General features: G+C 72.9%; 22 protein-coding genes. 14 read left to right on the forward strand and 8 right to left on the reverse strand.

Translation table 11 applies throughout. From position 1 onward, the window contains the following. Positions 1-66: 66 nt before the first annotated feature. Positions 67-711 carry a hypothetical protein gene (locus tag J2S41_RS19050; protein WP_310369238.1) on the reverse strand — a complete coding sequence of 215 codons (645 nt, stop codon included), beginning with the start codon at positions 709-711 and terminating at the stop codon, positions 67-69. 225 nt (positions 712-936) lie between these two features. On the opposite strand from J2S41_RS19050, the gene J2S41_RS19055 reads away from it, so the two are divergent. Further along, positions 937-1,473, forward strand: a complete 537-nt coding sequence (locus J2S41_RS19055) for a hypothetical protein (RefSeq protein ID WP_310369239.1) — start codon at positions 937-939, stop codon at positions 1,471-1,473. A 7-nt stretch (positions 1,474-1,480) separates the two neighbouring features. Here the strand turns inward: J2S41_RS19055 and J2S41_RS19060 are convergent, their stop codons facing one another. The 5 genes from J2S41_RS19060 to J2S41_RS19080 all read right to left on the reverse strand — a co-directional run bounded on the left by J2S41_RS19060 (position 1,481) and on the right by J2S41_RS19080 (position 5,649). Next, entirely contained in the window at positions 1,481-1,969 is a 489-nt protein-coding gene (locus J2S41_RS19060) for a hypothetical protein (RefSeq protein WP_310369240.1), read from the reverse strand. Between the two features lie 296 nt (positions 1,970-2,265). Beyond that, complete coding sequence (locus tag J2S41_RS19065) at positions 2,266-3,441, reverse strand: ABC transporter permease (protein WP_310369241.1); 1,176 nt, start codon at positions 3,439-3,441, stop codon at positions 2,266-2,268. Continuing rightward, positions 3,438-4,103 (reverse strand): ABC transporter ATP-binding protein, encoded by a 666-nt coding sequence (locus J2S41_RS19070; protein WP_310369242.1) that lies wholly within the window; start codon positions 4,101-4,103, stop codon positions 3,438-3,440. Before J2S41_RS19070 ends, J2S41_RS19065 begins: the two co-directional genes overlap by 4 nt. After that, positions 4,100-5,161, reverse strand: a complete 1,062-nt coding sequence (locus J2S41_RS19075) for a peptidoglycan-binding protein (RefSeq protein ID WP_310369243.1) — start codon at positions 5,159-5,161, stop codon at positions 4,100-4,102. The genes J2S41_RS19070 and J2S41_RS19075 overlap by 4 nt, the downstream gene beginning before the upstream one ends. Further along, a complete protein-coding gene (locus J2S41_RS19080) occupies positions 5,161-5,649 on the reverse strand; it encodes a hypothetical protein (protein WP_310369244.1) in 489 nt (162 codons plus the stop codon). Before J2S41_RS19080 ends, J2S41_RS19075 begins: the two co-directional genes overlap by 1 nt. A gap of 127 nt (positions 5,650-5,776) precedes the next feature. On the opposite strand from J2S41_RS19080, the gene J2S41_RS19085 reads away from it, so the two are divergent. The 9 genes from J2S41_RS19085 to J2S41_RS19125 all read left to right on the forward strand — a co-directional run bounded on the left by J2S41_RS19085 (position 5,777) and on the right by J2S41_RS19125 (position 14,561). After that, positions 5,777-6,436: a response regulator transcription factor gene (locus tag J2S41_RS19085; RefSeq protein ID WP_310369245.1), complete on the forward strand. Its 660-nt coding sequence runs from the start codon at positions 5,777-5,779 to the stop codon at positions 6,434-6,436. 1 nt (position 6,437) lies between these two features. Continuing rightward, positions 6,438-7,613, forward strand: coding sequence for a sensor histidine kinase (locus J2S41_RS19090; RefSeq protein ID WP_310369246.1), 1,176 nt, complete (start codon positions 6,438-6,440; stop codon positions 7,611-7,613). A gap of 52 nt (positions 7,614-7,665) precedes the next feature. Continuing rightward, positions 7,666-8,928, forward strand: coding sequence for an MFS transporter (locus J2S41_RS19095; RefSeq protein ID WP_310369247.1), 1,263 nt, complete (start codon positions 7,666-7,668; stop codon positions 8,926-8,928). A gap of 201 nt (positions 8,929-9,129) precedes the next feature. Next, complete coding sequence (locus J2S41_RS19100; protein ID WP_310369248.1) at positions 9,130-9,666, forward strand: hypothetical protein; 537 nt, start codon at positions 9,130-9,132, stop codon at positions 9,664-9,666. A 271-nt stretch (positions 9,667-9,937) separates the two neighbouring features. Next, positions 9,938-10,468 (forward strand): beta/gamma crystallin family protein, encoded by a 531-nt coding sequence (locus J2S41_RS19105; RefSeq protein WP_310369249.1) that lies wholly within the window; start codon positions 9,938-9,940, stop codon positions 10,466-10,468. 180 nt (positions 10,469-10,648) lie between these two features. Next, a complete protein-coding gene (locus tag J2S41_RS19110; RefSeq protein WP_310369250.1) occupies positions 10,649-11,563 on the forward strand; it encodes a LysR family transcriptional regulator in 915 nt (304 codons plus the stop codon). A gap of 266 nt (positions 11,564-11,829) precedes the next feature. Beyond that, a complete protein-coding gene (locus J2S41_RS19115) occupies positions 11,830-12,699 on the forward strand; it encodes a helix-turn-helix domain-containing protein (protein WP_310369251.1) in 870 nt (289 codons plus the stop codon). Positions 12,700-12,793: 94 nt separating this feature from the next. After that, positions 12,794-13,078 carry a DUF1330 domain-containing protein gene (locus J2S41_RS19120; protein ID WP_310369252.1) on the forward strand — a complete coding sequence of 95 codons (285 nt, stop codon included), beginning with the start codon at positions 12,794-12,796 and terminating at the stop codon, positions 13,076-13,078. Between the two features lie 55 nt (positions 13,079-13,133). Then, positions 13,134-14,561, forward strand: a complete 1,428-nt coding sequence (locus tag J2S41_RS19125) for an FAD-dependent oxidoreductase (RefSeq protein ID WP_310369253.1) — start codon at positions 13,134-13,136, stop codon at positions 14,559-14,561. A gap of 27 nt (positions 14,562-14,588) precedes the next feature. Here J2S41_RS19125 and J2S41_RS19130 read toward each other — a convergent pair whose 3' ends face one another. Then, the gene (locus J2S41_RS19130; protein WP_310369254.1) at positions 14,589-14,768 is read right to left on the reverse strand and encodes a hypothetical protein; all 180 of its coding nucleotides are present in this window, start codon (positions 14,766-14,768) and stop codon (positions 14,589-14,591) included. Here J2S41_RS19130 and J2S41_RS19135 point away from each other — a divergent pair. Both J2S41_RS19135 and mltG read left to right on the forward strand, forming a co-directional pair. Then, positions 14,767-15,609, forward strand: coding sequence for an AfsR/SARP family transcriptional regulator (locus J2S41_RS19135; protein WP_310369255.1), 843 nt, complete (start codon positions 14,767-14,769; stop codon positions 15,607-15,609). The two genes, J2S41_RS19130 and J2S41_RS19135, sit on opposite strands and share 2 nt — an antisense overlap. Beyond that, entirely contained in the window at positions 15,599-16,753 is a 1,155-nt protein-coding gene (mltG, locus tag J2S41_RS19140) for an endolytic transglycosylase MltG (protein ID WP_310369256.1), read from the forward strand. The genes J2S41_RS19135 and mltG overlap by 11 nt, the downstream gene beginning before the upstream one ends. A 111-nt stretch (positions 16,754-16,864) precedes the next feature. Here mltG and J2S41_RS19145 read toward each other — a convergent pair whose 3' ends face one another. Beyond that, the gene (locus J2S41_RS19145) at positions 16,865-17,059 is read right to left on the reverse strand and encodes a hypothetical protein (RefSeq protein ID WP_310369257.1); all 195 of its coding nucleotides are present in this window, start codon (positions 17,057-17,059) and stop codon (positions 16,865-16,867) included. Between the two features lie 217 nt (positions 17,060-17,276). Here J2S41_RS19145 and J2S41_RS19150 point away from each other — a divergent pair, with 217 nt between their 5' ends. Together J2S41_RS19150 and J2S41_RS19155 are read left to right on the forward strand one after the other, a co-directional pair. Beyond that, positions 17,277-19,052 carry a DUF4832 domain-containing protein gene (locus J2S41_RS19150; RefSeq protein WP_310369258.1) on the forward strand — a complete coding sequence of 592 codons (1,776 nt, stop codon included), beginning with the start codon at positions 17,277-17,279 and terminating at the stop codon, positions 19,050-19,052. 124 nt (positions 19,053-19,176) lie between these two features. Continuing rightward, entirely contained in the window at positions 19,177-19,908 is a 732-nt protein-coding gene (locus tag J2S41_RS19155) for a hypothetical protein (RefSeq protein ID WP_310369259.1), read from the forward strand. Positions 19,909-19,963 lie beyond the last annotated feature (55 nt).

Here is a 19,963-nt window from a genome sequence, read left to right on the forward strand (position 1 = left end):
CTGGCGAACACTCACTCGGGCACGACATTGCCGGAGATTGATCTGAGCAGCGTGCGGCGTGACGGCTCAGAGTGGTGATCCGGGCACCCGGTCCCGGCCGTCCGTCCAGCCGCGGCGGGCGGCCAGGATCACGACCAGCAGGACGATCGACAGCAGCGGCGCCGGGTGGCCGAGGATCAGCGCGAGCAGCAGGTCGAGCAGCCCGCCGGTGACCGCGGCGGCGAAGACCCAGGCCGGCGCGGTGCCGCCGCCCCGGCGCCGGCCGCGGACCGTGCCCCACGGCTTGGCGATGGACAGCCAGCCCTGGAACGCGATCGCCGAGGCCATCAGCGCCGTGCCCGCCACCTGCGCCGGCGCCGGACCGGTCACGGCGGACTCGGCGAGCTGCGGCGACAGCAGGAAGATGCCCGCGTAGAGCTGCACGAGCGTGATCGCGAACTTGGTCAGCACCCACCAGTGCCGGAAGAAGCCCCACGGCGTCGCGGCCGACAGCACGATCCCGGTGAACGCGGAGACGCCCGCCATCGGCGCCAGCAGCCGGCCGTCCGTGGCCAGCGACATCGCGGTCGAGGCCGTGCGCACGGCCGGGTCATCCGAGGCGAGCCCGGTGGCGAGCATGACGCACAGCGCCATCGCCTGCGCCATCCAGCCGGCCGAGCTGAGCACATGAAGCCAGACGGTCAACTGCCGCCACCGTTTCCGATCCCGCACGCCGCCCATCGTCGCCGGAACGCGGCCCGCTGCCATCCACGATGACCCGTAGTCACGGTGACTACGGGTCATCCCCGAGCCGGGCCTCAGGTCATGTGCAGCGGCCGCCGGGTGGACCGGATCACCCGGCCCGCGGCGCCCACCGCGGGCGGCCTCCCTTCCGAATCCGTGGCCGCAAGTCCGAACGGGCCGTGTACCCGTCACCACGCGGGGTACCCGGCCGCCATGATGACGCGAGTGGTGTGGCAGGGCGTGGTGGCGGGCCTGGCCGGGGTCGCCGTGATGACCTTGGCCGAGAAGGCCGAACAGCGGTTCACCGGGCGACCCGACTCGTACGTCCCCGCCCGCACGCTGTCCCGCCTGACCGGCCTGCCCGAGAGCGGCCCGCGCCCGCCACGCTGGCGCAACCTGGCCATGCACTACGGCACCGGCGCCGCCGTGGGCGTGCTGCGCAGCGTGATGGCCCAGGCCGGCCTGCGCGGCCCGGTCGCCTCCGGCATGTTCACCGTGGTCCGCCTGACCACCGACCAGATCCTGGAGAACGCCACCGGCACCGGCGCCCCACCCCAGACCTGGCCCCGCACCGAACTCGCCGTCGACCTCCTCCACAAGGCCGTCTACGGCTTCGTCACCGGCGCCGTCGCCGATTCCCTCGCCGCCCGCGGCGGCCCCGGCCCCGGCCGGCGGCACGCCTCCCTCCGCCCCGGCCGCGAGTCCGGTGTCGGCCCGATCCCCCGCCGCGCGGCCTGGGCCGCGCGTTAGGCCCCGGTCAGAGCAACACCCGACGCCTGGTCTCCGCGGCGTCGCTCTCCAGCACCGCGCGCGCTTCCGGGAGACTTCGACGGGCGATCTCCAAGAGGCCGACCGTCCGGTCCCGTAGCTCCCCGACCCATTCCTCCCTGGTCCAGTCCTCGCCGCTGGTCGCCACCGCGACGATCCTCGCGGCGTCCTCCTCCGCCGCGGTCACGTCCCCCAGCATCAGCGACGCCCGGAACCGGATCTCGAGATGCCAAGGGTCGTCCACCCCCGACTTCAGCAGCTCGGACGCCTCGTGGCGAACGTCCTCCACGGAGGTGAACCTGGCGAAGTACGGCAACGCCTCCCGCTCGATGATCTGCAACAGCTCCGTCATCACCGGTTCGGCCTCGTCGACGCCGGCCGGCGCCGCCAACGGCGGACGACCACGGCCGATGGGGGCGCAGAAAGGCCCCATCAAGTCTTCCTGAGGAACCGGCAAGAACTGCACGACCATGGACACGTACAACGAATCGCCTCGTGGGCGCGCGTCAAGAAGGAGGGTTCTGAAAACGGTATCCGAAGGCTCCACGAAAAGAAGTCGCCTCTTGATTTTCCAGTCACCCGGCAGGGCCGGAATCAGATACCGATCCGCGCAGCGTTGCCATAGTCTCAGATTCACCTGAGGCCCCTCAATGTTGACCGCACAACCGAATGTACTCCGTGTGACTCCCCACCCCGGTGGTCACCGGAAAAGATCTGGCCCGCGATGACGGCACCGCGCCCGCTCCCCGGCGTGGCGGGGAGCGGGCGCCCTCGCTACGAGTTCAACGCGGACGTCGGCGGCGTGCGCGCCGCCCGGAGCGCCGGGTAGAAGCCGGCCACCGCGCCGATCACCAGTGTCGCCGCGACCGCGGTGACCAGGGCGACCGGTGGGAGGGCGAACGGGGTGCCGCTGATCAGCGCCATCCCGCCGGTGACGGCGGCGCCGAGGGCGCAGCCGCAGACGCCGCCGAGCGCGGACAGCAACAGTGCCTCCGCCAGGAACTGGACCAGCACGTGCCGCCGGGTGGCGCCGAGCGACCGCCGCAGTCCGATCTCCCGGCGGCGCTCCAGCACCGAGATGATCATCGTGTTCGCCACGCCGATGCCGCCGACCAGCAGCGCGACCGAGCCGATACCGATCAACAGCCCGGTGAACGCCCGATCGGCGGCGTTCTTCGCGGCGAGCGCGTCCGACGGGCGCGACACGTCCACCTCGTTCGGGGCCTGCGGCGAGATGGTGCGGGCCAGCAGCGGCCGCACCCGCTCCACGGCCTCCTCCGCGGACCGCTCGTAGAGCGTGGTCGGCCGGCCGTCGAAGCCGAAGCGCTCGGTCGCCACCCCGGCGCCGATCAGCGCGGCACCGTCCAGCTCCGGCGCCAGCGGCACCGGGTCCAGGACGCCGAGCACCGTGAAGAACGCGCCGCCCAGCCACACCTGGGAGCCCGGTGACACCACGCCGAGCCGGCGGGCCGCGGACGCGCCGAGCACCACGCCGGGGAAGCGCGCGGTCGCCTCGTTGAGCCAGTCGCCGGTCCGGACCGTCCCGGCCACCACGTCGAGCAGCCCCAGATCCGCCACCATCGTGGTGATGCCGCCCGTCTCGGCCGGGTCGGAGAGCGGGCTGCGGTACACCGGCTCGGTCAGCGCCGCGGTGCTGCCGACCGACTCGACGCCGTCCATCATGGCCACCTTGCCGGCGGCGTCGGCGGCCAGCGTGACCTGCTGCCCGGTCAGGTCCCGGCCGGCCTTCGCGGTGAGCAGGTTCGTACCGAGCCGGGCCAGTTCCTCGTTCAGCCGGGCCTGGCCGGACGCGGAGATGCCGATTACCGACACCATGGCGGCGATGCCGATCGCGATGCCCAGCGCGGACAGCACGGCCCGCGCGGGCCGGGCCCGCAGGCCGGTGGTGCCGAGCCGGAGCACGTCACGGGCGAGCAGCCGGGATCTCATCCGATCACCCGGCCGTCCTGGACCACGATCCGGCGGGGCAGCCGCTCGGCCAGCCCGGTGTCGTGCGTGATGACCACGATGGTGGTCCCCTGCCGGTTCAGCTCGTGGAGCAGCTCGACCACCGCGGCGCCGGAGACCGAATCGAGGTTGCCGGTCGGCTCGTCCGCGAGCAGCAGCGGCGGGTCGCCGATGACCGCGCGGGCGATCGCGACCCGCTGCCGTTCGCCGCCGGAGAGCTGATGCGGGCGGTGGTCCAGCCGATGGCCGAGCCCGACGCGCTCCAGCGCGGCGACCGCGCGCCGGCGGCGCTCGGCGAGCCGCACCCCGGTGTAGAGCAGGCCGTCCGCGACGTTGTCGACCGCGGTCACGCCCTCCGCCAGGTGGAACTGCTGAAAGACGAAACCGATCCGGTACGCGCGCAGCGCCGACAGCCCGCGGTCGTCGAGGCCGGCGACGTCCCGGCCGTCGATCCGCGCCACGCCCGCGGTGGGCCGGTCGAGCGTGCCGATGATGTTGAGCAACGTGGACTTGCCGGAGCCGCTCGGGCCGACGATCGCGACCAGCTCACCCTCCTCGATGCTGAGCGAGACGCCCGCGCAGGCCAGCACGGGCGGCTCGCCGTACGCGCGCTCCACGTCCTCCAGGGAGACGATCGTGCTCATCGGCGCGGCACCACCACGCGCTGACCGGCCGCCAGTCCCTCGCCGGAGACCTCCACCCGGCCGCCGGCGAACAGCCCGGTGGTCACCGGCGTCCGGCGGGCCGTGCCGTCGTCGCCGACGATCTCCACCCCGAACCGCCGCTCGTCGATGGCCAGCAGCGCACCGACCGGTACGGACAGCACGTCCTCCCGCCGGTCGCTCGGCAGCGTGACGGTCACCGACGCCTGCTGGAGCGACGCGGCGGCCTTCGGGTCGGAGAGCGTGACCACCACCGGGATCACGGTCTGCGGCGGCTCCTGCCCCGCCGACTCCGTCGGCGTACCGACCGAGGAGATCCTGCCCTCGGTGGTGGCCCCGCCGGGGAGCCGGATGCCGACCTCGGTGCCGGTCACCGCGAGGCGCTGGTCGGCGAGCTTCAGGTCGACCTCGACGATCTGGGTGGTGCTGGTCGCGGCGTAGAGGCCGGCGCCCGGGCCGACCCGGTCGCCCACCCGGGCCGTCGCGGTGCCGACGCGCAGGTCGCCGTCCGCGAAGAGCACCGAACCGAGCGGCAACCGGCCGGTACGCTCCAGGCCGGTCGCCTTCTGCCACGCGTCGATCGCGTTCGCGGTCACCCAGGTGAACGTGGGCCCCGGCGCGTCCCGCAGGTGCCCGAGCCGGCGCAGCCCGTGCTCCAGTTGCTCCACGTCCGGGCCGTCCGCCATGCCGAACTCGAAGTCGCGCCACGCGGGAAGCGTCCCGTGCAGCAGCGGCACCGGCACGTTGTCCACCGCGAAGAGCCGGCCGCCGAGGCGTACCACCGAACCGGGCGCGGGCAGGCCGGTCAGCGTGCCGGCACCGGCCGCCTGGACGGTCCGCTCGCCGGCGTAGCGCAGCGTGCCGGCCGCGGCCGTGCTGCCCTCCAGGTCGCCGCGGACGATCGGCTCGGTGGCGCCGTCGAAGCGGGGGGTGGCGGCCGGCCGCGCCTCGCCGAAGTCCCGCGCGGCCCGCAGCCCGACCCCCGCGCCGACCGCCACGGCACCGCCCGCGGCGAGCCGGATCAGTGTGCGGCGCCGCATCAGCGGTCCGCCGGCGGCGCGACGCCGGCCATGCCGCAGGCCCGGAGGGCCTCCTCCGGCCAGCTCGCGTCGAACGCCATGCCCTGCCCCGGCTGCGGGTCCGGCACGTCCACGCCGTGCTCACGCAGGCACTGCACCTTCTTCAGCTGCTGCTCCATCCGCTCCTCGTCCGTCATCGGCCCGCCCTCTCCGGCCGGCGGCTCGCCCACCTCGGCCCGGCACGCGGTCGCCGCCTCGCTCACGTGCTCCTGGCCGGGGCCGCCCCCGAGCGCGATCGCGCCGTTCTCCTCCGGGTCGGGCATGTCGACGCCACGGCCGCGCATGCACGCGGCGAAGGCCAGCGCCCACTCGTGCTGCGTCCGCTCCGCCGACGCCTCCGGCGCGGCCGTGTCCTCCGGCGCGGCCGTCCCGTCCGTCGTGCCGCAGGCCGCCGCACCACCGGCGGCGAGCAGCGCCACCAGCGTCAGGGCCACCATCCGTACTCTCATGACCACTCCGTCCGTTCACCGCGGCCGGGCACCGCGGACACGGGACAGTCGAGCAGCGGCCGCGTTGTCAGGAGGTTCAAAGAAACGTTTACGGTTGCTCAACGTTCCGTGTGCTTGGCTGTCGATCATGCGCGTCCTGATCGTCGAAGATGAGCCGTACCTCGCCGACGCCATCCGCACCGGCCTGCGCCGGGCGACCATCGCCGCCGACGTCGTGCACGACGGGGGGTCCGCGCTGGAGGCGGTCACGGCGAACGACTACGACGTGGTGGTGCTCGACCGCGACCTGCCCGGCGTGCACGGCGACGACGTGTGCGCCCGGATCGCGTCCGACCACCCGCGCCTGCGCGTGCTGATGCTCACCGCCGCGCGGACGCTCGGCGACCGGGTGGCCGGCTTCGAGCTGGGCGCGGACGACTACCTGGCCAAGCCGTTCGAGTTTCCGGAACTGGTCGCGCGCCTCCGTGCGCTGGAGCGGCGCATCCAGCCGGCCCGCCCGCCCGTGATCGAGTCCCACGGGGTACGCCTGGACCCGTTCCGGCGTGAGGTGTACCGCGACGGCCGGCTGGTCCGGCTCAGCCCGAAGGAGTTCGCGGTGCTCCAGGTACTGATGAACGCCGCGGGCGGGGTCCTCAGCACGGAGACCCTGCTGGAGAAGGCCTGGGACGCCAACGCGGACCCGTTCACCAACACGCCGCGGGTGACCATCTCGCACCTGCGCAAGCGTCTCGGCGAACCGTGGGTGATCCGGACCGTGCCGGGCGTGGGCTACCGGTTCGGGGAGTGACGTGCTCCGGCTGACCATCCGCACCCGGCTCACCCTCACCTACTCCGCGCTGGTCACCGGGTGCGCGGTCGCGCTGGCCGCCGCCGTCTACCTGTTCATGCGGTACGTCCCCGTCTACCAGATCGAGGCGGCCGAGCGGGTCGTCGTGCCCGCGTCCCCGATCGGCGGCGTGTCTGCGCCGCGGGAGCGCCTGCCCGACGCGATCGCCATCTACGACTCCTCGGATTTCCTCGACACGCTGCTGCTGGCCTCCGCCGGCGCGCTCGTCCTGCTGATCTCGACCGGCGTGCTGGCCGCCTGGCTCGTCTCCGGCCGCATCGTGAAACCGCTCGCGGTCATCAACGCCGCCGCGACCCGCGCCGCGACCGGCACGCTGGATCACCGCGTCGCGCTGCCCGGCCCACGCGACGAGATCCGCGACCTCTCCGACACGTTCGACCGCATGCTCGCCTCACTGGAACGCGCCTTCGCCGCCCACCGCCGCTTCGCGGCCAACGCCTCGCACGAGCTGACCACGCCGCTCGCCACCACGAAGACCATGCTGGACGTCGCCCTCGACGACCCCGCCACCGACGCCGGCGCGTTCCGCCGGCTCGCCGAGCGGCTCCGCGAGGTCAACCGCGCGAACATCGAGACCGTGAACGCGCTGCTCGACCTCGCCAACGCGCAGAGCGGCAGCCTGACCCGTACCGAGATCGATCTGTGCGCGCTGATCGGCGACGTCGTCACCGGCCTCATGCCCGAGGCCACCGCGGCCGGCATCACCCTCATCGGCCCCGCCCCGGACCGGGACGCGTCCCCGGCCGCCCTGGGCGACCCGATCCTCCTCCGTCAGGCCGTCTCCAACCTCGTCCGCAACGCCGTCCGCCACAACCACCCGGGCGGTCACGCCGTGGTCCAGTTGCACGCCACCCGCGTCACCGTCACCAACACCGGCCCGGTCATCCCCCGGGCCGTCGTCGGCACCCTGGTCGAGCCGTTCGTGCGCGGCGGCGGTCGCACCCTCACCCGCGACTCCGGCCACGGCCTCGGACTGGCCATCGTCGCCGCCGTCGCCACCGCACACGACGCCACGCTCACCCTCCACCCCAACCCCACCGGCGGCCTGACCGTTCACCTGACGCTCCCGGAGGCCTGCCGCGACGCCCGTCGATCGCCCGTCCACCGGACGTCATGACCGGGCACCGCCAATGGCTGCTGTCCCGGGAACGCGCGAAGGGAGCCACGGGGTGGACGCGACGACACGGCACACGGCGCTCGGGCGGCTCGTCCCGGCGCTGCTGGTCTCGCACGTGGGCTACTACATCGCGGTGATCACGCCCGTACAGCTGCTGCTCACCCTGAAGCTGACCGCGATCGCCGGCGGCGCCGCCACCGGGGTCTTCGGCGTCGTCGCCGGCCTCGGCGCGCTGGCCGCGCTGATCAGCCACCCGATCGCGGGGCGGATCAGCGACCGGACCGGGTCGCGGTTCGGCCGCCGGCGCGTCTGGATCCTCGCCGGCGCGATCACCGGCGCCGCCGCGCTCGCGCTGGTCGGCCTCTCCACCACGGTGTGGCAGGTCGCGTTGCTGTGGTGCGCCGCGCAGACGCTGCTCACCCTCCAGGCCGCCGCGACCAGCGCGGTCGTCGCGGACCAGGTGCCGGCGGACCGCCGGGGCGGTGTCTCCGGGCTGATCGGCATGACGCTCGCGGTCGGCCCGCTCGCCGGCCTCGCGCTGGCGAACGGCTTCCCGGCCGGCTCCGCGGCACAGTGGACCGCGGTGGCCGTGGCGACCGCGATCGCCGGCGTCGTCACGGTGCTGCTGCTGCGCGACGCGCCCGCGCAGGTGGTGGCCGAGCCGTGGGGCGTACCCGCGCTGGTGCGCACCTTCTGGATCGACCCTCGCCGGTATCCGGCGTTCGGCTGGGCGTGCCTGGTCCGGCTCCTGGTCACCTGCGCGTTCGCGGGGAACACCTACTACGCGTTCTACCTGCTGCAGCGGTTCGGGGTGACCCAGGAGCGGCTCGGGCCGCTGGTGCTGCGGCTGACCCTGCTGTCGATCGTCATGATCGCGGTGACCAGCGTGGTCGTCGGCCACCTGTCCGACGTGACCGGCCGGCAGAAGCCGTTCGTGGTGTTCACCGTCCTGGTCGGCGCCGTCGGCCTGGTCACGCTCGCCGTCGCGCCGTCGCTGCCGTACGTCTTCGTCTCCGCCGCGCTGCTCGGCACCGGCACCGGCGCGTTCGTCGCCGTCGACCTGGCGATGTGTGTGCGCCTGCTGCCGAGCGGCATCGATGCCGGCCGCGACATGGCGATCGCCGGCACCGCGGGCTCACTGCCCCAGTCGCTGGTCCCGTTCCTCGCCCCGCCGCTGCTCGCACTCGGCGGTTACCCGGCCTTGTTCCTCTCCCTCGCGGTCCTCGGCCTGCTCGGCCTCGCCGCGCTGCGACGGGTGCCGGAGGCCGGCCGGGAGCGGGAGGCGCCGGCCGCGCTCGCGGACCGACCGGTCTGACGGCGAGCCTTCTCTCTGCCGTCTCGCCGCCCGTGCGTACCGTCGTTTCGCGCTTTTCTCGGCAGTGGACTGGCTGATTGATCGGTCAAACATGCGATTGCCCTTATATGAGCGTCTCCGCGCCGGCCGCCGAAGGACACTAATGGTCCTTTGTGTTATCGCCCGCCGGGGGTGGCGGGCTCATGAAAAGGGGGAAACAGCATGAAGGTACGTACGGCGATTCTCGCCACGCTGACCGCGATCGCCATCCTCGCGTTGCCGTCGACCGCGGTCGCGGAATCCGCGGCACCGCGTGCGGCGGTGGCCACCGCGAACCTGTACCGGCTCTACAGCGGCGGCGCGGGCGACCACTTCTACACCACCAACTGGTCCGAGGCGCAGAACGCGTTCAACAACCTCGGATACAAGTACGAGGGCGTCGCGGCGCGGGTCTGGCCGGGCAGCGGCGCCGGGCGCGTCTCGCTGTACCGCCTGTTCCACCCGGGCAGCGGTGACCATTTCTACACCACCAATTGGACCGAGGCGCAGAACGCGTTCAACAACCTCGGATACAAGTACGAGGGCATCGCGGCGTACGTGCGCGCGGGCGGCGGCCCGGGCCTGGTCGCCCTGTACCGCCTGTACCACCCCGGTCCCAGCGACCACTTCTACACCACGAACTGGACCGAGGCGCAGAACGCGTTCAACAACCTCGGATACCGGTACGAGGGGATCGCGGCGTACGTGCTTCCCGCCTGACCCGGCGGCACGATCCACGGGCGGCGCCCGGTGCGACCGGCACCGGGCGCCGGCGCGGCGGGCCGCGCCCTGCCGCCGAAGACGCGAGGATCGACACGGCTGACGACTCCGGACACCGCGCACCCTGCCGGACGCCGCGTCCGCCCACGGTACGGAGGCGGGCGTACGAACGGCTACGCGGTGCGGCCGACGCGCGCCGGCGGCCCGGCGGCCATGGTGGACCGCAGCGGACGACACGACGGTCGCCGCGGACGTCAGGGGGAGACGGCAGATGACGAACACGAGACACACCACGCCGGTACGGCGGTGGGCGCCGATCGCGGTCGGCGTGGCGCTGGCCACGATCGCGACGGTACCGGCGGCGCACGCCGCGCCGCCGCCCGCGCGGGCCGGCGAGGAGCACTGCCTGGTGGTGCTGGACGACAGCACCGCACGAGCCGCCGCGCGCCACTGCGCGGCTTCGCCGGAGGCGGCCGAGCGCGAGTACCGCGCCGCGAACCCCGGTGCGGCGCCGCGCGTCCTGCTCCTCGGTCTCTACGACGAGCCGAACTACCGGGGCGCGAGTGTCATGCTCGAGGGAAGCCCGGGTTTGTGCGATCAAGCCGGTCGCGGCCTGCGCGAGCTCGGGTCGCTGAACAACCGCGTCTCGTCGTTCCGGCGGCACGACTCGTGCCCGAAGGTCACCGGCTACGACTTGCCGAACTGGATGGGCGCCGTGTACGGCCCGTGGACGACGGACATGCCGTGGGTCGGTCCCGAGGCGGACAACCGCATGGGGTCGCTCCAGTTCAGCCTCGCCTGAGCGCAGGATTGCGCAAAGTTCGCCCGAGATTGCGGACCGCCCGCCGAGCACCGTGAGGCGGGCGGCCCGCCCGACGCCCGCCGGATCAGGCCAAGATCGTCATCCGCGCCCGAATGCCCGTCCACGAGCGGAAACGTGACCCGGGACGGCCGTGACCACCGTCCTCTATCCTCGGGCCCCATGGCTGAGTTGACGCTGCTGGGACTGCGCGTGACGGTGGAGGTGGCCCGCTGGGGCTCCTTCACCGGCGCGGCCCGCTCGCTGGGCTACACCCAGTCCGCGATTTCACGTCAGATCAGCGTCGTCGAGGCCGCGGTCGGCAGCCCGGTGTTCGAGCGGGAGGCGCGCGGCGTGCGGCCCACGCCGGCCGGCCGCGTGCTGTTGCGGCACGCCGAACAGGTGCTGGCCCAGTTGGAGGCCGCCGGGCGGGAGATGGCCGGCCTGCGTGACCAACTCGCCGGCCATCTGACCGTCACGGCGTACCCGACCGCCGCCGCGAGCGTCGTGCCGCGTGCGATCCGCCGGCTGCGGGCGGAACACCCGGCGCTCACCGCGGCGGTGTGGGAGGTGAGCAGTCCCGCCCAGGTGCTGCGGCTGCGCGCGGGCGGCACCGATGTGGCCGTGATGGCGTCCGGCCCCGGGCTGCCGGACTACGACCTGGACGGCCTGCGCGTCGAACGGGTCCGCACGAGGCGCGCGCTCGGCGTCGCCATCAGCATCGATCATCCGCTGGCCGGCCGCGACGAGGTGGACATCGACGACCTCGCCGGTGAGGCCTGGATAGTCGGCGTGGGCCGGGAGGGCGAACCGCAGTTCGGGCCGTGGCCCACGCTCGCCGAGCCGAGGGTCGCGGGCCAGGCGTACGGCTGGCCGGCCCGGCTCGGCCTGGTCGCCGCCGGCATCGGCGTGACGGTCATGCCCGCGATGGCCGCCGACATCGTCCCGGCCGGGGTGAAGTGGCTGGCGGTCACCGACCCGAAGCTCGTGCACCGGCGGGACACGCTCATCGTGACCCCGGCGAACCGGTCCGCGGGCGCCGCCGCGCTCGTCGGCGCGCTGAAGGACGAACTGGTCACGTTCACGGTGCCGTCCTGACCCGCGTGCCGCCACCGCATACCCCCATGCGGGACCGTCGTGGCTCGCCCGGCCGCGCGGTGGCACGCTTCTCTGGTGACCCACCGTGAGACCGCCGCCCTCTCGCCGTTGAGCGAACGTTGACCGCCGTGACGTGCCCTGAACCCATGCGAGCGGATCAGGATTCCCACGGTACGGACGGGTCGCCCGCCGGCGGCGGCTGCCGCCGGCCGCACCGGGGCGCCGGGCCGGTGGCGACGTGCCCGGGTCCGCGCCCGTCACCGGCGGTGCGCACCGACGCCGGCCCGGGCCGTCCGCTGGCGTCCAGCGCCGGACTGGGCTGGCGGACCGTCCGCGCCGGCCTGTGCGCGGACCCCGCGCAGCTGGAGGAGTTCGTCGCGCCCGCCTCGCCGGAACTCGTCATGATCATGGTGGTGACCGGCCGGTACACGATCGAGAGCAGGCAGGCCCGGGGCTGGCGCGCGGCCGAGTACGCCCCCGGGTCCGTGGCGGTGAACGCCCCCGGCCGGCAGAGCGTCTTCCGGTGGCGCTCCTCCGGCCAGGCGAGCCTGGAGTCGCTGCACGTCGGGTTCCCCGCGGCGGTGCTCCACCAGACGCTGGACGACCTCGACGTGGCCCACGACGACGCCGAACGGCTCGACACGCTGTCCCTCGACGATCCGTACGTGTCGGCGTCGCTGTCGGCGCTGCACCGCGCGCTCGACGCCGGCGCGGCCGGGCTCTACGCCGACATGGTCGGCGAGTCGCTGCTGACCCACCTGGTCTACACCGGCGTGGCCGGTGCGGCGCAGCGTGCCCGGATCGCGGCGGATCCGGGCTCACTGGGCCCGCGGGAGCTGGCCCGGGTCGTCGACTACATGCACGAACGCATCGCGGACACCATCCAGCTGGATGAGCTGGCCGGGCTGGTGAACATCAGCAAGTTCCACTTCCTGCGGATGTTCACCAGGGCGACCGGGCTCACCCCGCATCGCTATCTCACCCGCCTCCGGCTGCAGCGCGCGGCCGGTCTGCTGCGCAACAGCGGCCTGAGCGTCCAGCGGATCGCGATGGCCTGCGGCTACACCAGCGCCAGCCGTTTCGCGGCGGCGTTCCGGCGGCAGTACGGCGTGTCCCCGGCCGGCTATCGGCGTTGAGGTCCCGGCCCGCGCGCCGAGGCGGCAATACCGGGCGCATCTCGCGCAATTCAGCAGGTCGAGCGGGGCCCGTGGCCACCTACGCTCACGGGCCATGAGCGTCTTTCTGGTGATCGAGGTGGAGCACTCCGACGCGGAGAGGTTCCGCGAGTACGAGCGGCAGGCCCAGCCGATCGCGTTCCGGTTCGGGGCCGAGTTGGTCGCCCGGGACGAGAACCCGCTGCTCGTCGAGCGCGACGACAAGCCGACGCTGAGCGTGATCCTCCGGTTCCCGGACAAGGCGGCGGTCGAGGGCTACTTCGCCGCGGCCGACTACGCGCCGCTGCGGCGGTTCCGCCAGTCGTTCGCCACCGCCCGCGCCATCGCGATCGAGGCCTGACCGGCGCGCACGGCGTACCGTCGACCGCTTTTCGGACTTGTGAGGGAACAGCACTGTGGCGACTGGTGATCGCGCAAGGTCGGCGGCCGCTCGCTTCGCCGGCATCGCCTCGGCGGCGGCCCCGGCCGGGCCGCGGACCCCGCTCGGGCGGGCGGTCGTGCTCGGCGGCAGCATCGCCGGGCTGATGGCGGCCCGCGTGCTCAGCGAGCACGCGCGCGAGGTGCTGATCGTCGAGCGCGACGACCTGGACGCGCTGAACGTCTCCGACGCGCGGATGGCCGCCGACCCGGACGCGGTCGGCAGCCGGCCGGGGGTGCCGCAGAGCGGGCAGCTGCACGCGCTGCTCCCGGCCGGGCAGGTGCAGTTGGGGCGGTGGTTCCCCGGCTTCGCGGAGCAGGCGTGGGCCGCCGGCGCGGTGAACCCGCCCCGCACCGCGGTACGCCTCCATCTCAACGGGCGGCTGAACCGCACCGTGCCGCCGGAGCCGGGCGCCGAGGGCACGTTCGCCAGCCGCGCGTTCCTCGAGGCGCTGATCCGCAACCGGGTCCTCGGGCTGCCGAACGTGCGCGCCCGGCACGGCCGGGCCGACGGCCTGCTGCTGCACGGCGACGCGGTCACCGGCGTGCGCGTGCGGCCGGACGGCGGCGGCGCCGTCGCCGACGAGCGGGCCGACCTGGTCGTCGACTGCACCGGCCGGTCCAGCCGGATCAACGACTGGCTCGAGGCGTACGGCTACCCGCGCGCGCCGATGCGGCGCATCGGCATCAAGCTCAACTACGCCACGGCCCGGATACCCCGCCCGGCCGGCCCGGACGTGTGGATCGCGACGTCGGTGGTCACGCCCGGGCCGGGGCGCACGGCCCGGCTCGGCTTCTTCACCCCGATCGAGCACGACCGCTGGAGTCTGCTCGTCGCCGGGTACGGCGACGACCGGCCCGGGCGGGACCCGGCGGACTTCCTGCGGCGCGTGCGGAGCCTGCCACCGGAGTTCGGCGCGGCCGTCGGCGACCCGGGGGAGGTCGGCGAGATCGCCACCTACCACCAGGCCGACAGCCGGCGGCGCGACTTCCACCTGCTCGACCGCTTCCCCGCGCGGCTGCTGGTCGCCGGTGACGCCGTCGCCTCCCTCAACCCCGCCTACGGCCACGGCATGAGCGCCGCCATGTTGCACGCCTCCTGTCTGTCGGCCTACCTGCGGAGCGGCCCGGACCTCACCCGGCCCGCCCGCTCCTACTTCGCGGACGTGGCGCTGGTCGTCGACGCGGCCTGGCAGAACTCCGCCATGATCGACGTGGCGCTGCCGCACGTGGACGGGCCGTACCCGCGCGGGTACCGGGCCGCCGCCTGGTTCAGCGACCGCGTCGTCGAGGCCGCCCGGCGGGACCCGCGGATCAACCGGGAGGTGAGCCTGGTGTCGTCGCTGCTCGCCCACCCGGCCGCGCTCTCCCGTCCGTCGTTCCTGCTGCGCGTGCTCACCGCCTGACACGCGCATGGTCCGGGCGTCAGGGCGTCAATTGATCGGCTCCAGGTCGCCCGGACCGAACGAATGACGCCCGAGGCGCCGTCGACGCCGAGATGTCCGCACGACGTTCGGCGGTGGCCCGCCGACGGCGGCGCGGCACGTACCGTCGCCGCAGATCTCCTGGAGATCGATCAGCACGCGGTTCAGGAATATCGAGGACACAGCCATGACAGTCAGACTCCGGTTCTCCGCCCTCGGCCCGATGCGCATGTGGCGCGACACCGAGGAGATCCCGGTCGGGTCCCCGCAGCAACAGGCCCTGCTGGCCGCGCTGGTGCTGGTGCAGCAGCGGCCGTTGACCGCCGGTGAGCTGATCCGGGTGCTCTGGCACGACGACCCGCCGCGCACCGCGCTCGGCACCGTCCGGACCTACCTGACCCGCCTGCGCCGCCTGCTCGACGGCACCGGCGCCGAGATCGCGAGCCTGGCCGGCAGCTACGTGCTGCGCGGCGATCGGGTCAGCGCGGACGTCTGGCGGCTGGACGCCGCCGTCATCCGCGCACAGCGGCTGTTGCGCGGCGGCGACCCGGAGGCCGCGCTCGCCGCGCTCGAGGACGTGCTCACCGGCGACACCGCCGAGCCGCTCGCCGGAGTCCCCGGGCGCTGGGCGGCGACCCAGCGCATGCGGCTGTCGGACCGGCGGGACACCGCCATCGAGCTGCGGTCCACGGCGCGGTTGCAGATCGGCGACCCGACCGCGGAGGATCTCGCCGACCTCGCCCGGCTGGTCGACGCGCACCCGCTGCGCGAGGGTCCCCGCGCGGTGCTGATGGTCGCGCTCTACCGGTCCGGCCGGCAGGCCGAGGCGCTGGCCACCTACCGGCAGGGCTACGAGCTGCTTCGCGACGAGCTCGCGGTCGAGCCGGGTCCGGCGTTGCAGGCCACGCACCGGCGAATTCTGCTCGCCGATCCGCGCCTGACGGTCACCGGGCGCCCGCGGTGGACGTCTTACCCGTATGGTGCGGGCGATCTCGCACGGTCGACGGGAGGCGGAACACATGGTCGATGAACGGCAGCCGCGGAAGGGGCGTCCGCTGCACCGGCGTGGCGGGACCCGCGGCACGCGGATCGTCGCGCTGGTCACCGCGATCCTGGTGATCGGCGGCCTGGCCGGTGCCGGCTATCTCGCCCGCGACCGCTTCATCACCCCGGACTACGACGGGCCGGGTCAGGGTGAGGCGATGGTCGAGGTGAAGGCGGGCGCGTCCGCGACCGCGATCGGCAGCGCGCTGCACGAGAAGGACGTGGTGAAGTCCGTCAAGGCGTTCGTCGTGGCCGCGAACGCGAACCCGGACAGCACGGCCATCCAGGTCGGCTTCTACCGGGTCAAGAAGCAGATGCGGGCGGCGGACGCGCTGCGGATGCTGCTCGACCTGGAGAACAGGGTCTCCACCAAGGTCACGATCCCCGAGGGTACGACGTCGTTCGACGTCTTCAAGGCGCTGGCCGAGGCGACGGAGATCCCGGTCGAGGACTTCCGGGACGCCGCGAAGGACCCGGTCGCGCTGGGCGTGCCGGAGTTCTGGTTCACCCGCGGCGACGGCAGGACGACGGAGAAGTCGATCGAGGGCTTCCTGTACCCGGACACGTACCACTTCGATCCGGGCCTGGACGCGGCGCAGTTGCTCGGCGTCATGGTGCGGCGCTTCCTCGACGTCACGGCGGAGATCGACTTCGTGGCGAAGGTGGAGGACCGGCCGGAGGACCTCACGCCGTACGACGCGCTGATGATCGCCTCGCTGTGCCAGTCCGAGGCGGGGATCGCGGAGGACTTCCCGCGGGTGGCCCGGGTCATCTACAACACGATGTTCGAGCCCGGCGAGGAGATCGGCTACCGCCCGGTGCTGCGCCTGGACGTGACGATCAACTACGGCCTGATGCTGCGGGGTAAGGCCCCGAAGCCGTCCGGCACGCTCACCGTCCCCGAGCTGCGCGACGCCACCAACCCGTGGAACACGCACCTCAACGAGGGCCTGCCGCCGTCCCCGATCACCAATCCGGGCAAGGCCGCGCTACAGGCGGCGGAGAGCCCCGCCGACGGCGACTGGTACTTCTTCGTCGCCATCGACGGCACCGGCCGCTCCGCGTTCGCCGCCACACACGCCGAACACGAACTGAACCAGGACAGGGCCCGCGCGAACGGCGCGCTGTAGGCGGGGCCGCGTCTGCGCACCCACCACCGGCCCGGCTCCTACGGCCGCCCGTTCCACCAGCGGGGACAGCGGATGGTCCTCGGCCCGCTCAATCCGGCCGAGGACCGGCGGCTACCGGTGGGACGGCTCGCCGCCCGTGGCCTCGTCGAGGGAGCCGGTCAGGTCGTCGCCGGGGACGGCGATGTTCTCCGCGGCCTCGTGACGGCGCTCGCCGGGATCGTCCGGGTCGTCGGCCGGGGGCGGGCCGAGCGCGCCCGCGTCGAACTCCTGCCGGTCCGGGTCGCCGAGGACGTCGTCCCTGGACATCGGTGCTCCTCTCGTCGCGGATGATCCGTACCGTCCGCGTACCCGCGCGGGGTGCGTTCATTCACGCGCCGGCGAGCGGGCCTGGCGCGATCGGCTGAGCCGGGCGGGCCGGCCTGTGGCGTGGGTAACACCGCGCAGCGGAGCCGGCGGCCCGGCGCGTTCCGGGGTGAGGCGCGCCCGCGGGGCACGCCACCCGGAGCGACAGGAAGGTCATCGCATGTCCTCGAGGATTCGATGGATCGGCGGAGGGCTCGTGCTCGCGCTGACCGCCGGGCTCGGTGTCGCCCTGGCCGCCACGGCGAACGCGTCCATCGGTGAGGCGTCCGCCACCAGCACCGCCACGGACGTCACCTACCGTTTCACGTACTCGGGCACGCCGGATTTCGCGCGCGCCTACGTCGACACCGACCGGGACGCCGCCACCGGGTTCGCGCTGGGCGGCGTCGGCGCCGAGTTCCTGCTGGAGAACGCCACCCTGTACCGGCACAGCGGGTCCGGCTGGGACTGGACCGCGATCACGCAGGTCACGCACGCGCACGCGGACGGGGTGGCGACCTGGACGCTGCCGCGCGCCGCGATCGGCGAGTCGGCCACGCCCGGCGAGACCGACCTGGTGTTCCAGGTGGAGTCGCCGGAACAGACCTCGGAGAAGATCACCCAGCGGTACGGCGACGCCGCGCCCAGCCAGTCGAACCCGCCTACCGCTGTGCCGGGCGGAACGGTCAGCTACGCCCCGACCGATGAGATCTTCGCGAATCCGGAGCGCGGTCTGTACCGGCACGCCGGTGAGTGTGATTCGGCGACCTTCGACGAGGCGACGCTGCGCTCGTACCGTACCGGCGCGAAGATCTCGCTGGTGATGTGCGTGTTCTACCTGCGTGGGTTCCGGACCGGGCCGATCGGTGCGGACGCGCTGGCGCATCTGCAGAAGCAGTTCGACACCGTACGCGCGGCAGGTCTGAAAATGGTGTTGCGGTTCGCCTACACCGACTCCGCCGACGGCGCCGATGCCACGAAAACGCAGGTCCTGGCGCACCTGGATCAGTTGGAGCCGTATCTGCGGGGCAACGCCGACGTGATCGCGGTCATGCAGTCCGGGTTCGTCGGTGCCTGGGGCGAGGGCTACTACACGCAGAACTTCGGTAACAACGGTGTCGTGACCGCGGCCGACCGGGCCAACCGCAAGGCCGTGCACGACAAGATCCTTCAGGTGCTGCCCACCACCCGGATGGTGCAGCTGCGCACGCCGCACCTCAAGCGCACCATGTACGGCACCGCGGCGCTGACCGACGCGCAGGCCTACGACGGCTCCGCGCCGGCACGCACCGGCCACCACAACGACTGCTTCCTCGCCGACGACACCGACCAGGGCACCTACCTCGACCGGGCCGTCGAACACCCGTACCTGCGGGCGGAGACCCGCTACACCGCAATGGGCGGCGAGACCTGCGCCGTGCACCCCACCTGGACACAGTGCGCCACCGCCACCGCCGAGATGGCCGGCCTGCACTGGACCTACCTCAACGTCGACTACCACCCCGGCGTGATCGACGGCTTCCGCACCGGCGGCTGCATGCCCACCGTGGAAACCCGCCTCGGCTACCGCCTCGCCCTCGTCGACGGCACCTTCCCGCCGACCGCCACTGGCGGCCAACACCTGACCATCAACCTGACGGTACGCAACGACGGCTGGTCCGCCCCGATCAACCCCCGCCGCGCCGACCTGATCCTCCGCTCCACCACGACCGGCACCGTGACCCGCCTGCCGCTCACCGCCGACCCCCGCCGCTGGGCCGCCGGCACGACCACGACCGTCACCGAAACCCTCACCGTGCCCGACACCCTGACCGCCGGCAGCTACGACCTGCTGCTCCACCTGCCCGACCCACAGCTGCCCACCCGCCCCGAATACGCCATCCGCACCGCGAACGCGGGAATCTGGGAACCGGCGACCGGCTACAACAACCTGGGCACCACGACCACCGTCCCATAGGGACTTCGCCCCGCCGTATGTGGCCGAATCCTCAGCCATCCTTTAACCAGCACGCGCGATGGTTATGTGGCGACCGGGAATCCGGCCACTAACGACAGAATCCACTGCGATCGGGGGATGTCTCATGGAACTGTTCACGCTCGAGATCGAAATGGACGAGGACACGGTAACCGCCCTGACCGACGGCAACTTCGCCCTCTACGGACTGCGTGCCGTCGCCACGTCCGCGCCCAGCGGCGAACCCACCATCTGGTTCAACACCACCGACTTCGGCCTGAACATGTCGGTCAGCTGGGTGGAGCAGTACTCGATGTACACGTCGAAGCTGAAGAGCTTCGGCCAGAACACCATTATCCGCGCAACCAACAATTACCCGGCTTCACTGGGTGAGGTTCTCACCGTCACGAACAGGTCCGGTGTCGGAGATGTCGCCGCGAGCGACGAGTACCCCGCATACCTGGCGATCGACAATCAGCAGACATCCGAGCCGTTCATCGCGGGCATCTGCACTCTCGACCCCAGCGGTGATTACCAGCCGTCGGGTGCCTTCAAACTCTACGGCCACAATCTCGATCTGTTCCAGCCGATTACCAAGGCGGCCTTCTTCTTCGCGTCCGCCCCACACAACAACGGGACGGTCATCCAGCATGCCGTGACCCAGGGGTTCCTGGTGGACTTCACCGGATCACCCGGCAACGCCCGGAGCGTCGGGTACAACATCAACAACGGCTGGAACAACGGCGGCAAGACGTGGGGCAAGGCCATCGCCGCGGGTGACGCCCTCGACAGCGTCCTCATCGTCCACTCGGACGAACTGGCGGCCCTGGCGGCACAGCGGCGCGTCGTCATGAGCTGACGGACGCACCCCTGACCGGTCGTGGGTGCGGAGGCGATGCCGGTCCGCACCCACG

The sequence above is a fragment of the Catenuloplanes atrovinosus genome, from assembly GCF_031458235.1.
Lineage (GTDB): Bacteria > Actinomycetota > Actinomycetes > Mycobacteriales > Micromonosporaceae > Catenuloplanes > Catenuloplanes atrovinosus.

What these genes read in the sequence shown, in the direction of transcription:
- J2S41_RS19055 (WP_310369239.1), top strand. Translation starts at nt 937, where the DNA reads ATGATGACGCGAGTGGTGTGGCAGGGCGTGGTGGCGGGCCTGGCCGGG.
- J2S41_RS19065 (WP_310369241.1), bottom strand. Translation starts at nt 3,441, where the DNA reads ATGAGATCCCGGCTGCTCGCCCGTGACGTGCTCCGGCTCGGCACCACC.
- J2S41_RS19070 (WP_310369242.1), bottom strand. Translation starts at nt 4,103, where the DNA reads ATGAGCACGATCGTCTCCCTGGAGGACGTGGAGCGCGCGTACGGCGAG.
- J2S41_RS19075 (WP_310369243.1), bottom strand. Translation starts at nt 5,161, where the DNA reads ATGCGGCGCCGCACACTGATCCGGCTCGCCGCGGGCGGTGCCGTGGCG.
- J2S41_RS19080 (WP_310369244.1), bottom strand. Translation starts at nt 5,649, where the DNA reads ATGAGAGTACGGATGGTGGCCCTGACGCTGGTGGCGCTGCTCGCCGCC.
- J2S41_RS19085 (WP_310369245.1), top strand. Translation starts at nt 5,777, where the DNA reads ATGCGCGTCCTGATCGTCGAAGATGAGCCGTACCTCGCCGACGCCATC.
- J2S41_RS19100 (WP_310369248.1), top strand. Translation starts at nt 9,130, where the DNA reads ATGAAGGTACGTACGGCGATTCTCGCCACGCTGACCGCGATCGCCATC.
- J2S41_RS19105 (WP_310369249.1), top strand. Translation starts at nt 9,938, where the DNA reads ATGACGAACACGAGACACACCACGCCGGTACGGCGGTGGGCGCCGATC.
- J2S41_RS19110 (WP_310369250.1), top strand. Translation starts at nt 10,649, where the DNA reads ATGGCTGAGTTGACGCTGCTGGGACTGCGCGTGACGGTGGAGGTGGCC.
- J2S41_RS19120 (WP_310369252.1), top strand. Translation starts at nt 12,794, where the DNA reads ATGAGCGTCTTTCTGGTGATCGAGGTGGAGCACTCCGACGCGGAGAGG.
- J2S41_RS19135 (WP_310369255.1), top strand. Translation starts at nt 14,767, where the DNA reads ATGACAGTCAGACTCCGGTTCTCCGCCCTCGGCCCGATGCGCATGTGG.
- J2S41_RS19130 (WP_310369254.1), bottom strand. Translation starts at nt 14,768, where the DNA reads ATGGCTGTGTCCTCGATATTCCTGAACCGCGTGCTGATCGATCTCCAG.
- mltG (WP_310369256.1), top strand. Translation starts at nt 15,599, where the DNA reads ATGGTCGATGAACGGCAGCCGCGGAAGGGGCGTCCGCTGCACCGGCGT.
- J2S41_RS19145 (WP_310369257.1), bottom strand. Translation starts at nt 17,059, where the DNA reads ATGTCCAGGGACGACGTCCTCGGCGACCCGGACCGGCAGGAGTTCGAC.
- J2S41_RS19150 (WP_310369258.1), top strand. Translation starts at nt 17,277, where the DNA reads ATGTCCTCGAGGATTCGATGGATCGGCGGAGGGCTCGTGCTCGCGCTG.
- J2S41_RS19155 (WP_310369259.1), top strand. Translation starts at nt 19,177, where the DNA reads ATGGAACTGTTCACGCTCGAGATCGAAATGGACGAGGACACGGTAACC.